14 protein-coding genes are annotated in these 15654 nt (G+C 47.4%); 5 read left to right on the top strand and 9 right to left on the bottom strand.

Annotated features, from left to right (window positions below; all coding sequences use genetic code 11):
- Positions 1–44: 44 nt before the first annotated feature.
- The 4 genes from BMW43_RS02145 (at position 45) to BMW43_RS02165 (ending at position 3741) form a co-directional block, all read left to right on the top strand.
- Positions 45–980, top strand: coding sequence for a DMT family transporter (locus BMW43_RS02145; protein WP_091743761.1), 936 nt, complete (start codon positions 45–47; stop codon positions 978–980).
- Positions 981–1093: 113 nt separating this feature from the next.
- On the top strand, positions 1094–2404 hold the full coding sequence (locus tag BMW43_RS02150; protein ID WP_091743762.1) for an aspartate aminotransferase type Ic: 1311 nt from the start codon (positions 1094–1096) through the stop codon (positions 2402–2404).
- 390 nt (positions 2405–2794) lie between these two features.
- Positions 2795–2962 (top strand): 4Fe-4S ferredoxin, encoded by a 168-nt coding sequence (fdxA, locus tag BMW43_RS02160; RefSeq protein WP_091743764.1) that lies wholly within the window; start codon positions 2795–2797, stop codon positions 2960–2962.
- Between the two features lie 164 nt (positions 2963–3126).
- A complete protein-coding gene (locus BMW43_RS02165; protein ID WP_091743765.1) occupies positions 3127–3741 on the top strand; it encodes an NUDIX hydrolase in 615 nt (204 codons plus the stop codon).
- A gap of 229 nt (positions 3742–3970) precedes the next feature.
- On the opposite strand, the gene BMW43_RS02170 is transcribed toward BMW43_RS02165, so the two are convergent.
- From BMW43_RS02170 to BMW43_RS02190, 5 genes are all read right to left on the bottom strand, one after another.
- Entirely contained in the window at positions 3971–5278 is a 1308-nt protein-coding gene (locus BMW43_RS02170) for an S-layer homology domain-containing protein (protein ID WP_091743766.1), read from the bottom strand.
- 211 nt (positions 5279–5489) lie between these two features.
- Positions 5490–6830 carry a PTS sugar transporter subunit IIC gene (locus tag BMW43_RS02175; RefSeq protein ID WP_091743767.1) on the bottom strand — a complete coding sequence of 447 codons (1341 nt, stop codon included), beginning with the start codon at positions 6828–6830 and terminating at the stop codon, positions 5490–5492.
- A 50-nt stretch (positions 6831–6880) separates the two neighbouring features.
- A complete protein-coding gene (locus tag BMW43_RS02180; RefSeq protein ID WP_091743768.1) occupies positions 6881–8290 on the bottom strand; it encodes a glycoside hydrolase family 1 protein in 1410 nt (469 codons plus the stop codon).
- 32 nt (positions 8291–8322) lie between these two features.
- Complete coding sequence (locus BMW43_RS02185) at positions 8323–8631, bottom strand: PTS sugar transporter subunit IIB (RefSeq protein ID WP_091743769.1); 309 nt, start codon at positions 8629–8631, stop codon at positions 8323–8325.
- Positions 8624–8977: a PTS lactose/cellobiose transporter subunit IIA gene (locus tag BMW43_RS02190; protein WP_091743770.1), complete on the bottom strand. Its 354-nt coding sequence runs from the start codon at positions 8975–8977 to the stop codon at positions 8624–8626. The genes BMW43_RS02185 and BMW43_RS02190 overlap by 8 nt, the downstream gene beginning before the upstream one ends.
- 468 nt (positions 8978–9445) lie before the next feature.
- Between BMW43_RS02190 and BMW43_RS02195 the strand changes: the two genes are divergently transcribed.
- Complete coding sequence (locus tag BMW43_RS02195; protein ID WP_091743771.1) at positions 9446–12121, top strand: sigma-54-dependent transcriptional regulator; 2676 nt, start codon at positions 9446–9448, stop codon at positions 12119–12121.
- Between the two features lie 109 nt (positions 12122–12230).
- Here BMW43_RS02195 and BMW43_RS02200 read toward each other — a convergent pair whose 3' ends face one another.
- The 4 genes from BMW43_RS02200 to BMW43_RS02215 are packed head-to-tail and all read right to left on the bottom strand — an operon-like array spanning position 12231 to position 15627.
- Positions 12231–12980 (bottom strand): HD domain-containing protein, encoded by a 750-nt coding sequence (locus tag BMW43_RS02200; protein ID WP_091743772.1) that lies wholly within the window; start codon positions 12978–12980, stop codon positions 12231–12233.
- Between the two features lie 51 nt (positions 12981–13031).
- Positions 13032–13532 (bottom strand): nitroreductase family protein, encoded by a 501-nt coding sequence (locus BMW43_RS02205; protein WP_091743773.1) that lies wholly within the window; start codon positions 13530–13532, stop codon positions 13032–13034.
- A gap of 59 nt (positions 13533–13591) precedes the next feature.
- Complete coding sequence (locus BMW43_RS02210; RefSeq protein ID WP_091743774.1) at positions 13592–14869, bottom strand: MlaD family protein; 1278 nt, start codon at positions 14867–14869, stop codon at positions 13592–13594.
- Positions 14866–15627 carry an ABC transporter ATP-binding protein gene (locus BMW43_RS02215; RefSeq protein ID WP_091743775.1) on the bottom strand — a complete coding sequence of 254 codons (762 nt, stop codon included), beginning with the start codon at positions 15625–15627 and terminating at the stop codon, positions 14866–14868. Before BMW43_RS02215 ends, BMW43_RS02210 begins: the two co-directional genes overlap by 4 nt.
- Positions 15628–15654 lie beyond the last annotated feature (27 nt).

The raw sequence follows: 15654 nt of genomic DNA on the forward strand, positions 1-15654 counted from the left end.
TATTTCCCTGCTAACAATGATTTAATAAAAAGTGAGGAATGCCAATGAAACTCCATAAAGGACATATCTATCTAATGCTGGCTTTTTCCCTGGCCGGCACTTCGGTTGTCACCGGCCGCAGTCTTACCGGGGCATTGGACAGCTTCGCCATAACAATAACCGGTCTAGGCCTTATGCTGCTTTGTTTATTTCCTTTTTTCGCAGCTAAAACCCTCCACACAATCCGCCGGCTGCAGAAACCAGACTGGGCAGCCTTGTTCTGTCAGGCCCTGTTTGGCATCTTTTTGTTTCGCATCCTTTTACTTACCGGTCTTCCTTTGACCAGCACGGCAGAAGCGGGAATCCTGACCGGGGCCGCACCGGCCATCACCGCATTGCTGGCCTGGTTTTTTCTCCGCGAGCCACTATCGGCCAAAACGGCGCTGGGCATTCTTTGTACAGTAACCGGAATTATTTTATTGCAGAACAATCACCTGACAAATGCAGCCCTGGTCTGGCAGCACACGACCGGTAATCTGTTCGTGCTGGGGGCAGCCGCCTGCGAATCGGTTTTTAACGTCATTTCCCGCAAACAAAGAAGAAAAGATGAATCAGCCAAATTGCCAATCCAGCCGCTCATTCAAACTATGCTGGTCGCCGTTGCCGCCGGCATGCTCTGCCTAATCCCGGCGTTATGGGAAAAATCGCTTGAAGCTCTATGGTCCATCGGCTGGCAGGAATGGGGCGCCTTGCTCTGGTATGGGCTGGTTATAACCGCTTTGTCCTTTGTCTGCTTCTATGAGGGAGTAAAGTACTGTGACGCTTATACCACCGCGGCACTTTCCGGGCTGCTTCCCCTCACCGCGCTGCTGCTGGCCGTGTTATTTTGGGGCGAAGCAATGACTTACCAGCAGTGGCTGGGAGGTTTACTGATTGTGTGCAGCATCCTTCTGCTGGCCGATCAGAAAAAAAGCTCAACCACAGCTGATGATTTTACATAATGTCTCCTTTGTGTGCAGAATACAAGATACATGAGTTTTTTTAACCGTACCTGTTGCCTGAGTTTAAGTTAGTCGCGTATAATGAAGAAGAATAAAAAGGAGCGCGATGTAAAATGACTGAATTGGAAACAATGGCTGATTCAGGCCTGCAGCAGCAGTATGCCGCATTGTCCCGCCAATATGATGAATTTAAAGCGAAAAAACTTAAACTGGACATGTCCCGTGGCAAACCCTGCAGCGAACAGCTCGACCTGTCGCTGGGGCTGCTGGATTGCCTTGACCGGACCGACTATAGATCGGCCGATGGCGTTGACTGCCGCAACTACGGTGGTGTCGACGGTATCCCGGAAGCAAAAGAATTATGTGCCCAAATCTTAGAGGTAGGCACAGATGAAATTATTGTCCATGGCAACTCCAGCCTGGCACTCATGCATGATTTGATCGTCCGTGCCTTGCTGCACGGTGTTCCCAGCAGCCCAGAGCCCTGGAAAGCACTTCCTGTGGTAAAGTTTCTCTGTCCCAGTCCCGGTTATGACCGTCATTTCGGCATTTGTGAATATCTGGGGATTGAGATGATACCTGTCCGGTACACACCGGAGGGTCCGGATATGGATCAGGTAGAAGAGCTGGTGGCGCAAGACGCCGCTATTAAGGGGATTTGGTGTGTGCCCAAGTACAGCAATCCAACCGGCATTACCTATTCCGACACGGTTGTAAACCGTCTGGCGGCTATGCCGACCAAAGCTCCGGATTTCTGCATTCTTTGGGATAACGCCTACACCGTTCATCATCTGACGGAAACGCCGGATCGTTTATTAAATTTGCTCACCGCCTGTAAGCAGGCCGGCCATCCGGACCGTGCCTTTATGTTCAGTTCCACTTCCAAGGTTAGCTTTCCCGGCGCCGGTATTGCCATGGTAGGCGCCAGCAAGACTAATATTACCTGGCTGAAAAAACAGATGCTGCAGCAAACCATCGGACCCGACAAACTAAATCAACTGCGGCATATTCGCTTTTTTAAGAATCGGGTAGGCATTGAAATGCAAATGCGCAAACATGCTGCCATCATCAAACCTAAATTTGACGCTGTGCTGTCGCTGCTTGACGGAACACTGAAAGATTCCGGGTTGGCCAGTTGGAGCCGGCCGGTCGGCGGCTACTTCATCAGTCTGAATACCTTGCCCGGCTGCGCCAAAAAGGTAGTGGCCAAAGCGGCAGAAGCCGGGGTCGTACTGACAGCCGCCGGTTCAACTTATCCCTATGGCCGGGACCCAGAGGATAAGAACATCCGTCTGGCCCCCACCCTGCCCCCTTTGCCAGAATTAAAGCAGGCCATGGAACTGCTCATTCTCTGCATCCGGTTAACCAGTACGGAACAGGAAATGACTAAGCGGGGCCTTTTATCCCCTACCGCTACTAAATAACTGCCGTATGGCTAATAAGAAGCACTGGCGCCAAGTCATAGTGCTTCTTATTTTTGTTTCTAAAAAACCGTATTCATTACATGCATGTATTCAGTTGGTACCGTTAAGAATATAGAGGTGCCGGCGGCGGCCTTACCGCTTATTTACTGCGCTTGTCTTTCGGCACAACTGCCCGGGCTGCCGGTCATACAGCAATCATTTTCCCAGGCAAACATACGAAAAAAAGGATTTTAATAAAAGATTTCGAACTATATACTTATGACGGTTACCTTTTTCCGGTAAAACCGGACCGGCAGCCTGGACCGGCTGGTGTGATTTACATCACAGCCTTGGTCTGTCTCTTTTCTTATAATAAATGAAATACAAGAATCTGCCAAAGGAGGTGATACCATGTTTTCTATCAACAGCGAATGTATTAAATGTGGAGCTTGTGCTTCCGTCTGCCCGGTTGGCGCCATTTCCGAAGGAGATGCCCAATACACAATCGACGAGAACTGTATTGACTGCGGTTCCTGCGCTTCCGTCTGCCCGGTCGGTGCAATCAGCCCCGGTGAATAACCTCCCGGCGATTTTAGTATAAAAAAGCAGTTATTGTCTAAGGCAATAGCTGCTTTTTTATGGACGGAATCCGGAATTTTTTGGTACAATAAAGACATGTCGGTGCGTTGTTCACCTCCGGCATTTATATATATCGTGCTATTTAGCAAAGGAGACTAGCATCTATGGAGCATTGGCATTCTTACATACAGCGTTTGCAATCGATTGCCCAGAACGGGCTGACCTATTCGGAAAATAAATATGATCTGGAACGTTTTCAGGAACTAAAGGAAATAAGTGAGAAAATGCTGGCCGACTTAACGGCAAAGCCGGTTAGCCAAATACAGGACATATTTGTTAATGAAAAAGGCTATGCCACGCCGAAGGTCGATGTTCGCGGCGTCATTTTTAAGGACGGCCGGGTACTAATGGTCCGCGAAACAATTGACGGCCGCTGGTCGCTGCCGGGCGGCTGGGCCGATGTCGGCCTAAGCCCCAGCGAAGTAGTGGTCAAGGAAGTCCGGGAGGAATCGGGACTGCAAGTCGGAGCGGTAAAACTGCTGGCTGTCTTTGATAAAAAGCGCCACGCCCATCCACCGGATATCCATTATATCTACAAACTGTTTATCCTGTGCGAGGTTCTTGGCGGCGAGCTGACACCAGGCATGGAAACGAGTGATGTCAACTTCTTCCCACCCGATCAATTGCCGGAGCTGTCGGTTGACCGCAACACGGAAGCACAAATTAAGACGCTGTTTCAGTTTCTGGCCAACCCGGATAAGCAGCCGCTGTTTGATTAAGGGGAAGCTGCCAACTCCCCGCTTCCTCTATTTAGTTTGTAAGCGGTCGTTTTTCTGTACGTTTGACTGTTTCCCGTGCTATAATCAGATAATAGTATTGTATTATAGAACCAACATATGACCCCTCTGCATGACTACATGAAAAGAGGGTTCTTTGCTATAGATGAAAGAAGCTCCCGTGTACTGCGAATACACGGGAGCTGCGAATATTTCATGGATAAGTTGATAACTAGAAATGGATGTCAACTTGCGTACGGATTAATTTTCTGGTGCTGTCTTTGGCCAGTTTTGAATCTGTGCCGGAAATATTTAGCTTCTGGTTACCGTAAAGGGTTGCCCATTGGATGTCCTTTCCAAGCGCATAGTCAACCCCAAGTACCCAGCCTTTCATGTCCGACGGCAAAGAACTCCATTCATCATCATGCGAGGGGTCGCCAAATTTCTGGAATTTTAACAACCGGAGATATACATCGAATGAGCCGGGCTGTTTAAGGTCCATGCCCTTGTAATCCAGCCGGAACTCCTGGCTGGAATTGTAATCATCCGCGTTGGTCCGGGCATAAGTACCGGTTACCTTTACATTCTTCAGCAGCTTGGCGCTCAGATCTACTTCGCCCCAGTGGGTAATTCCCGTATCCGGGTTGAGCGAGCCATCACTTTTTGTGCCGTCGCCGGTTGCTTTATTGCCGCCAACCAGCAAATTGGCATTGACTACTTTGGACAAATCGGCGTTTATATTCATACCATACAGCGAAGTGTTGCTGGCATTGGTCAGATTAATAGCGTTGCCGTCGCCGTCAAGCTGGGTGGGTTTAAAGTTAAATACGCTGACTTTGTACTGCGGTGCGGCATAATCAAACTGGATACCGCTGCCGGAGTGTCCCCAGGCTACATTGGAGCCATAACCCCACCACTTTTTACCGAAGGTTACGTCCACCGCTCCGACCGATCCGGTAGCCCAGATCCGCTGGAAAGTTCCGTCATTTTCCCCCCAGGAGCGGTTGGTGCTGTACGTTTCATTTGTTTCACTCTGGAAGTGGACATCCCAGTTTTCATTGGCTTTCATAGTTCCCTCAAAGTCCATGTAGAAATGTTTATTGCCATTTCCATTGACGGGGCTTGTTTTTCCGCCCACCGTATCACTGTCATATTTGGCCCGCATAAACCCGTTGAGGGTAACCTTATCGACTTTTTCTTTTACCTCCGCCAGTTGAACTCCCATATTATCCAGCTCACGGTAATATTCCTGAGACAGCTTGGCAATCAACGCTTTGTTCTCAGTGTCAGCTTTCTCCGACTTTGAAATAGCTTTGCCTACAATAACAGCCATTTCATAACGGCTTAAGGGCCGGTCTCCTTTAAAGGTATTGTCATCATAGCCGGCTACTACCCCGTCATGTACCAGTTTTTCCACCGCCGCGTAGGACCAATGGGTTTTCGGTACATCATCAAAGGGATTAGCCGGTGCGGCCCAAACCGTCTCACCAAATCCCATTGCCACAATCAGTGACAAAATTGCCAGTGTTTTTCTCTTCATGTTCTCTCTCCCCTTAAATTGCTATTTTTTAGGGTCCAACCGCCTAAGTCCTTTTCCTGAGTTTCCTGTGTTTTCTCAGGAAATTCAGCCTCCGGCCTGTTTTGCCCTTATCATGACACGGACCGGGAACCTCGCTAAGGCTTTTTCCTCCTTGTGAAAATTAGTAAGTCCCTGCCGTGACTGATCCGTACGTTTACCAAAGCCTGTTGCTTTATAAACTAATTCCCGCCCCGGCTTTTGTTGCCTGTTCTTCCTGCTGCTCTTCCTGTACGTGCTGCTTGTCCTGCACCTTTAAAAACGGCAGATAAACAACGGCTGCCATACAAATCAGCAGGGCCTGCAGCAGCGCGGCCTGCCAGCCGCCAATAATAAAGCCCGAAATGATCGGCGGTGTAGTCCAGGGAACCTGTACTGCAGTAAAGGGCGCGATAAAACCCGAAGCAATGGCAAAGTAGGTAATAATTCCGGACAACGTGGGCACCAGAATGAATGGTATCAGCATCAACGGATTGAATACAATGGGGAAACCGAAAATCACCGGTTCATTTATATTAAAAATCCCCGGAATAATGGACAGTTTTCCCAACTGTTTCATTTGTTTCGACTTCGCCAGAAAAATCATAGCCAAGACCAATCCCAGCGTCATACCGGAACCGCCAAAAGTAATGAACTGGTCGACAAACTGCTGCGTTACAATGTGAGCATTTTGTCCGGCAATCAGCTTGCCGCCGGCATTGACGATATCCTGATTGGCCAGTGAATTGGCCAGCACGATAGGTGACATAACCCCATTCATAACCACTGCCGGTCCATGAATGCCAAACCACCAGAAGAAAGAAATAAAAAACGGTATGACAATCGCCCCAAACAACGAACCGGTTAACCCTTGCAGCGGTGTTTGCAGAATCTGGTAAATTACTTCAATAAACGTCTTGCCAGCCACACTCTTAAAGAGAATATAGACCAAAAAGGACAAAGTAATAACAACTGCTCCCGGAATCAATGCCGAAAACGCATTGGCTACCCCCTGGGGAACGCCTTCCGGCAATTTGATTGTAATCCGCCGTTTGATAAACCAGGTATATATATAAGCAACGGCCAAGCCAATCAGAATCGCCGCAATCATCCCTTTGCCACCGGTCCAGACTTTGGGGATGACACCGCCAACCACTTCACCGCTCTTGGCGGTAACTGATGAGGCCGTAACAATCAGGAAAGACACCAGGGCCAGTATCCCCGCTGAAACAGGTTCACACTCCTCGTTTTTAGCATAGTTATAGGCAATGCCGAAAATGCCCACCAAAGCAAGGATATCAAAGGTTGCGCCAACTACCTGAAATAATGGCTCCTGCCAGTTTGCGCCGAACAGGCCGGTCATCCAGTCATTCCAGCCAGGCAGCGGGATGAAAGCCAGCAGCAAAAACACCGAACCAATCAGGGTTAGCGGGATAATGGTCATCAACCCGTCTTTCATGGCAACCACCGCTTTGGCATTAGCAAATTTTAAAATTACCGGGGTCATTCTTTCAAACTTTTCCACAAAACTCTCCATTGTCAAACCTCCTCATTTTATTGGTACCGCTTTATCTTAGCGTTCTTGGTTCATAGCTCACCTCCCCTGTTGGCGATCACCTGTTTATACCAACCAAAAGACAATTTCCTTTTTCTGGTCAAATTGTTCTGTTGGTCAACATAAATAAACCCATATTGCTTTTTAAAACCATTGAGCCAGCTTAAGAGATCAATGACTGACCAGGCATAATAGCCTTTAATATGAAGCCCCTCCCGCAAGCCCTGTTTCACCGCTTTTAGATGCTCCCGGATATACTCCACCCGGTCTGCATCAAGAATTTGTCCATTCTCAACCGGATCCTGGTCACCCAGCCCGTTTTCCGTGATGTATAGCTTTATATCGCCATAAGCACCGCGCAGCATTCTAAGGCCTTCTAACAGTCCCTCCGGCGATATTTCCCACCCCCATTTCGTGTACTTTTTATCTTCCAGGCTGACTGTTTTATATACTCCGTCAAAAGATACTTTCCCCGGCGCTCCGGCAATAACTTGCTGAGCTGCTGGTTTGTCTTCTGCTGTAGGGTTATGCTTAATAACTCTTTGCGGCTGATAATAGTTAAGACCGATAAAATCATTTTTAGGAGCCGCCCATTTTAAAACGGTCAGTTCTTCGGCCGTCCAGTCCGGTGTCCAGCCCCGCTCTTTTAACTGGCCGACAACATAGTCCGGATAGGCACCTTTAAGAATCGGGTCATAAAACCAGGCTAGTGAATACTGATTGGCGTGATCGGCCGCCTGGGCATTATCCGCTTGGCCGTCCGCCGGAAAAGCGGGCGAAAACACATGGGTAATGCCAATTTCGCCGTACTGTCTGAGCTTCTTATACTCTTCTACCGCCCGGGCATGGGCCACAAAAACGTTATGGGTTGCCTGAAAGTACAGCCGGGGATTATGGCTGATTCCCGGCGGATGGGCACCGTCCAAATAGCCCAGCGAGCAGAAAACAATGGTCTCGTTAAAGGTTATCCAGTGCTTTACCCGGTCGCCAAAAGCCTTAAAGCAGGTCGTCGCGTACTTGCTAAAGGCATCGACCGTTCTTTTATTGGTCCAGCCGCCTGCTTCCTCCAGAACTTGCGGCAAATCCCAGTGATACAGTGTCACAAAGGGAACAATGCCGTAGTGCAGGCATTCATCAATTAAAGCATTATAAAAGGCCAGCCCCTGAGGGTTGATTTCGCCGTCACCGTCAGGAATGATCCGCGTCCAGGCAACGGAGAACCGATAGGATTCCAGTCCCATTTCAGCCATGAGCCGGATATCTTCCTTATACCGGTGATAATGATCAACGGCAATGTCGCCATTGGTGCCTTCAAAAGTTTTGCCGGGAATTTTAGAGAAAACATCCCAGTTGGATACGCCTTTACCGTCTTCATTCCAGGCTCCTTCCACCTGATAAGCGGCCGATGCCGCACCAAAAAAGAAATCATGGGGAAACCGCATTTTTTTCAACTCCTTTACTCCAACAGATAACATTACTTGCCCAGCAGTCTTAGAGCCTGATTAAGAACTTTTTTTCCATTCATCATGCCATAGTCGGCCGTATTGATCACATCCACCGGAATTCCTTTGGGTTCACACAAAGCCTTGATTTTAGCCAGGGCAAATTTAATCTGCGGTCCAAGCAGAATAACATCCAAGCCATCCAAATGCCTGGATAGCTGCGCCTCCGGATAGGCGTCTATTGATATGTCCTGCCCGCTTTCCTCCGCCGCCTTTCTCATTTTGGCAACAAGCATACTGGTAGACATCCCGGCATTACAAAATAAGGCAATCTTAATCATGGTCATTTCCTCCTTTAGTCAGCTTACCTGCCAACGTATGAATCATTTTGGTCATTTCAATCATTTCGATAATCAGATTTTTTTCCGATATGGAGGTCATCAGATGGTCTTGCGCATGAACGAATAGAATGGAAATCAGAATACTTTCACCGCTGGCCTCTTTGTGCAATAAGGCAGTTTGCGTTTCATGGGCTTGGCCAATGGCATCGTTCGCTTTATCCAACAGGGCGTTGATCTCAGCTTCCTGGTAATCACCGCTCCTCACTTTGCGCAGAGCTTCGTAGGCAAATGCCCGTGCTTCACCGGAATTAATAATAATACTCATAACAATCTCTTCTATATCCATTATGAACTACTACCTCCTTCTTTCTGCCTCATGGTCATGTCGTTTTTCCTTTCTTTATTCGTATAGGCCTAGGGTCTGTTTTCAAACTATCCAACATGTTCCCTGGCAGTGCCTTTTGTACCGTACCTCGTTAAACTTTTTTGAAATAAGGACCATTATTCTTTCCAGTTTTGCCTTGTCTGGCGAGAGAATCACTCGCCATGGATTATGCCGTTAGTTTGAAAACACACCCTGGGCACTATATAAATAAAAAATTTTTTTCTTCGTCTCTATATCCATGCAATAATGATGCCAAAACACTAATGGACAGATTTACCAGGCCTTCGCCGCCACAATCGGGTAAATCTGTCCATAGTGTTTCAATACAGACTGTATAGTGTTTTATTTTTTGATCAAAACACGATATAGTCTGTTTTTCTCATCTCTTGTATAATACAGGTAGTTACATGTTGCCAGGAGGAAATTCCTATGACAAGAAAAGACATAATTTATCAAGCACTGCTGGATTTGCCGGAAGGCGAAGGAATCGATGCTCAGGGCTTGGCCGCGATTTTGCCGATTACCCGGGCCAATATCAGCCATGAATTGAACGTACTCTGCAAGGAAGGAAAAGTAGGTAAATCAGGCGGTCGTCCGGTCCGCTTCTTCGTAGCGGACAAGTTGCCTGCTGCCAAGGCAACCAGGCTGGATGCCTTATTAAAAAACAATATCAGCCTCCGCCAGCCGCTGGAGCAGGCAAAGGCCGCCATTCTTTATCCACCCAAGGGGATGAACAGTTTACTGCTGGGTGAGACAGGTGTCGGCAAATCCATGTTTGCCAGTCTGATGCATAATTACGCCATTGAAATGGGCGTAAAGGATAAAGATTGTCCCTTTATTACCTTTAACTGCGCCGATTACACGAATAATCCCCAGCTCTTGACCGCCCAGCTCTTTGGCGTAAAGAAAGGGACCTACACCGGAGCGGAAACAGATAAAACCGGGCTGCTGGAAAAAGCAAACGGCGGTATTCTGTTCCTGGACGAAGTGCATCGCCTGCCGCCCGAAGGTCAGGAAATGCTGTTCACTTTTTTGGATACCGGCTATTTCCGGCGAATGGGCGATGATGAAACCAGAACCGCCGATGTGCTGATTATCTCGGCAACTACGGAAAATCCCAGCTCGGCCTTACTGAAAACCTTTACGCGACGCCTGCCGATGATCATCACTATTCCCTCGCTCAAAGAAAGAACGCTGGAAGAACGCCTGTCTCTAATAAAATACTTCTTCAAACATGAAAGCATCCGTTTAAACCGGGATATTTATGTTTCCCTCAACACCATGCGGGCTTTTTTGTCCTATAGCTGCACAAATAATATCGGCCAGTTAAAAAATGATATCCAACTGGTTTGCGCCAAATCCTATTCAGAGTTTTTAACCAATATCAAGGAAGATGTGCGAATCAACAGCCGCAGCCTGCCGATGCATATAAAAGAAGGGCTGTATAGGGAAAAGGAACATCGTATTTTATGGAACAAACTGGTGAGTGAAGATATCGAATACTTCAAATTCGGCTGTATGACGGATGTACCACAGGAAGCAGCAGAGGAAAATACAACTATTTACGACCTGATTGAACAAAAACTGGAAAAACTAAAAACCAAGGGTATCTCCGATATTGCGATTGAAAGCATCCTGGAAAAAGATATCACCCGCTATTTTGAGAAATACATCAGCGGCATATCGGAAGAAATCAACAAAAAAAATCTACTCAATATTTTAGGCGAAGACGTACTCGATCTGATTGATAAAATGCTATACCAAATGGTTACCTCACTAAAAAGGAATGTCACTCATAACATCTATACGGCACTGGCTTTACATATTAACACTTTGATTAACCGCCTCGCCAACAACAAAAATATTGTCAATCCCCAGCTTGGAAAAATTAAGCAACTGTATCCGGAAGAATTTAAAGCCGCCCTGGAAGCCACCGCCTTGCTTCAGGAATATCTGCACCGCCCGATACCGGAAGATGAGGCCGGTTATCTTACCATCTTTCTGTTGCCCGAAGAGCAGCAGGCTCATCAAAATATTGACAAAGTAAAAATCATCCTCATTGCTCATGGCAAATCGACAGCCACCTCCATGGCTGAAGTAGCCAACGAACTGCTGGGCGAAAACTATGTAATTGCCATCAACTCCCCGATTGAAGTAAAACCGGCAGTAGTCTTGGAAGAACTGCGCAAGGTGGTCAGACAGAATTTTAGTACCAGCGGCTATCTGCTCCTGGTCGATATGGGCTCACTGACCACCTTTGCCGAAGTGATTGAAAAAGAATGCAAGGTCCCGGTGAAAGTATTTCCGCTGACCTCGACACTGCATGTCATCGAAGCCACCAGAAAAGCCCTGCTTGGTTTTTCATTAAGTGAAATCTATAAAGACGTGTTGCTCGTGAACTCTTACATGGATAACAATAAAGCCTCCCTGCCGGTGGAAAGCAAACATAAGATAGCCATTATTACCGCCTGCCTCACCGGCGAGGGCGGCTCGGTGGCCATCAAAAGCTTTTTGAACAACAATTTACGCTATGACAAAGACCTGTTTGAAATCCTTCCGCTAAATTGTCTCGATAAGAAGTTTTTTAAGGAGCAGTTGCTGAGACTGCAGGAAAAGCGGGAAATTTTATTTATTGTTTCCTCATTTTCCGTTGATCTGGCCATTAAACAATACAATATGTATGATGTGATCAGTATGAAAGTCCTGAGTCAATTACAGGAAGCGATTGACAACAAGTCTGCCTTGTTGAAAATGGGCCTGATCTTAAAAGAAAATATCGAAAACTTTGACGGCGAAGAACTATATCACGATATTGTCCATCTGATTCAGCGGATGGAAGGAAAGTTGTCCATCAAGTTCAGCGACGAAAACCTGATTGGTCTGATTTTGCACCTTGGGTTTATGATCAGTCGCTTAAAAAAGGGAAAAGGTTCTGTCAGCTATCTAAACAAAGAAGAGTTTATCCGCTTAAACCGGGATATTTACCAGGTGGTCAAAGAAAACCTTATCTTTTTATATAACAAATATTTTATCGAAATCACCGATAATGAAATTTGCTATATTATCAATTTTTTCCCTAACGTAACGGCTTTGCCGGAAAGCTGAGTGGCAATGGCTCCTTTCCCCCAGCCTAGATAAATGCCAATGGACCTGGAACAGCTTTATTTCTATAAAAATAAAAATCAGCCGGATCATAAGATCCGGCTGATTTTTATCAGATATGTTTTGTTTTGTCTTGAATATAGGCCTGTAATTTTTCTCTAACGGCAGCAATATCGGAATTCTGCGGCAAATAGGACAAAATATCCTCCACATAGCCGCGTTCTTTAATTCTTTGCAAGGTCCAGCCAAAGTTTACATCGTATATCCAGTTCAGCCTCACCAGTTTACGGTCATCCGGTGTCTTGAGATTGGCAAAGTCGGACTGCTTGCCGGAGAGCAAATCCTCGATAAAGCATGAACTGTAGCCTGCCGGCGTAGGCGGCTCCAGATAAGGGGCCAAGACATAATAAATATCCAGCTTATCAGCATCACGAATGAGCTTGCAAAACAATTCCTGCCGATTACTCAGCCCGTCAGGCAAACGAATGGCATTGTGGTACAAAATGGCGGTTTCAAACACTTCTCGGTCATCGCCCAAGACAGCCGCCAATTGTTCTAAACCGGCAATTTCCTGTAAACCAAGCTGTGCGTGATTTATGGACAGGCGGTCATCAAAGGTCCGGTACAGCGTATATTGCTGAAAACGGCCCACATCATGGAACAAGCCGATCAATTCCGCCAGCATGGCATCCCGCGGGGAAAAGCCCAAGTGCTCGGCCAATTGCCGGCAGTACGCCGTTACCCGCAGCGTATGGTCTTCTTTTTGTTTCATATGCAGTTGAATATCCGGATCTTCATTATAGTAAGACCGGACATAGGTCAAGAACCAGTCCCGCAGACCGGCTAACCGAACTTCACACATATAAATCCCTTCCCGTTCTAAAGGTTGGCTGGCAACTGTGCCAACTTTCAATTACCATTGATTATAATGGACCCTTGAGGCAACGAAACGATGGACCGGCTCCTTTCCCTCAAGGGGATATCCGATTGGAAGAATAGCCAGCGGCATAACTTCCGGCGGCAGCCGGAAAAACTGCTGAAAAGCATTGATCCGCTCAGCATGGGGATGAACATTCAGCCAGACACTGCCCAATCCCAGTCCGGTGGCCGCCAATAATATGTTCTCCACGGCGGCCGAACAGTCCTGTACCCAGGTTCCGGGCAATCTTTCCAGCCGTTGATCGCCACAAACCAAAATTGCCATTGGTGCTTCGGTAAAAATTTGCGAGTAAGGTTCTTCAACCGGTATTTGCCGCAATCGCTCCCGGTCATTAATCACTATGAATTGCCATAGTTGCTGATTATCAGCCGAAGGCGCATTCATCGCAGCCTGCAGCAGCAAATGAATCTGTTCCTCGTTCACGGCTTGCTTGGTATAGCGTCTGATGCTGCGCCGTCTGAAAATAAAATCCATATTTGTCACCCTCTATTTCCATTTTACCGGACTGTGCTATCTTCTATATCTGCAGACTGTCAGAAGGTATGTTTGACACCAAAATAGGTGCTGCGGTCAGTCTCTTTATTGACGTTGTCCGTTTGACCAACCAGAAATGTGTCAGGATTCAACTGATATTCACTTCTAAGTTTAACCCGCACGTCATTGGGATCATACACATCAACAGAAAACCGCATTTGATTGCCCAGTTTCGCATCGATGCCGGCGCCGGGTTTTCCTTCCACAATCCCCAGACGGCTATCAAAGCGGTCATCGCCTGTCCCGACTTGCAGATTTCCCCTATTGCCATCCCCAATGCCATGGACACCTACCACGGCAAATTGATTAGGGGACGTATTGATTTTGATATCCGCATTGCTTTGATATTTTTCCGCATCCGGACTGTAAAGCACTTCAAAATTGGTTTCGGCGCTCAGAGAATTCACTTTGCTCAGCATTTTATTAGCCTTTTCACTGGCTTCCCTGGTATTCTTCAAGGTTTGCCGCAGATTTTCACCAGTTTGTGGATCGGTGACCACCCCCTCCAGGGAAGCGGCCATTTTTTCAATCCGACTGCTGGTGTTCTTAATATTGGCCAGTGTCTCTCTTAAATCGGCTGCCGTCTGTCCGTTATTGTCCACGCCGGCAATCAGTTTATCCACTCTTGCCGTGACAGCACTCAAATTGCCTGACACATCGCGCAGATTTCCCGCAATCACATCGACATTGCCCTCATTGTGTGCTGCCATTCGGGCCAATGTGGCCGTCAGTGCATTTAAATTGGCCGTTATTTCTTTCGCGTTTATGACAGTATCCTTAAACGATGCTTTTACCTTTTCATCACCAAACACGTCGTTTAAGGACTGTACCAGTTTCTGCACATCAAGCAGAACCTTATCGGCGCTGGCAATCAGATGTTCCAGCCCCTGAGGGTCTTGCCCCCGGACTACGGCGTTAGGAGCCAAAAAGCCGCTGGCTTGGCTGGCAGGATAAATTTCAATAAACTTTTCTCCCAGCAAACCGTCTGTCCCGATGACAAAGCTGGAACCTTCCGGTATAGCTACGCCGGAATGAATCAGCATTTGAACCAGCACGCCGTCCGGCTTGACCTGAATCCCCTTGACTGAGCCGACTTCCACACCGGCGTACCGAACGATATTACCTTGCTTCAACCCGCTGACCTGACCAAACACAGCTTGTAGCGGATAGCCGTCTTCCTGGAAATTAAAGTTTCCCAAATGAATAATCATATAGGCCAGTAAGGCTAGCCCCACCAGCGTAACGGCACCGACGCGCCCTTCCGTACTTAATCTCATGCTTCGAACCTCCTTTTACTGCTGGCACCGCGCGCTTTTAAACCGTAAATAAACTGCTGCACAACCGGATTGGCTGACTGCTTGATTTCCTCCACCGTTCCTACCTCAATAATCCGGCCGCCATAAATCATGGCAATACGGTCGGCAATATTAAAGGCACTTGTCATGTGGTGGGTTACAACGACCGAAGTAACTCCCATAATCCGCTTGGTACTGGAGATCAGACGGTCGATTTTCTCCGACATGATCGGATCCAGTCCGGCAGTAGGTTCATCATAAAGAATAATTTCCGGATTTACCGCAATGGCCCTGGCCAGACTGACTCTTTTTTTCATACCGCCGGAAAGCTCATTGGGCATGACCTTTTCCTTGCCGAACAGTCCCACCATCCTTAATTTTCGCCGGACAACTTTACTGATTTCCTCCTCGGAAAGCTTGGTATGCTCCCGTAAGCCGAAAGCAACGTTTTCACCGACCGTCATCGAGTCAAACAGCGCCGAATATTGAAAAACCATTCCCATACTAAGCCGCAGCTGGTTTAGTTCATCCTCGGAAAGCCGCGAAATTTCCTGATCCTTTACCCAAATCTCACCTGATGTCGGTTTCATTAAACCGACTATGAGCCGTAGCAACGTACTCTTGCCGGAACCGCTCGGACCAATGATGACCATGGTTTCACCGGCTGAAATCGACAGGTTGATATCCTGCAAGATATGATTACCATGAATATTCATATTTACTGCCGACAATTGTATCATGTTCTCACCTTTCACCCGGAAGGACTA

Source organism: Propionispora vibrioides (genome assembly GCF_900110485.1).
Taxonomy (GTDB): domain Bacteria; phylum Bacillota; class Negativicutes; order Propionisporales; family Propionisporaceae; genus Propionispora; species Propionispora vibrioides.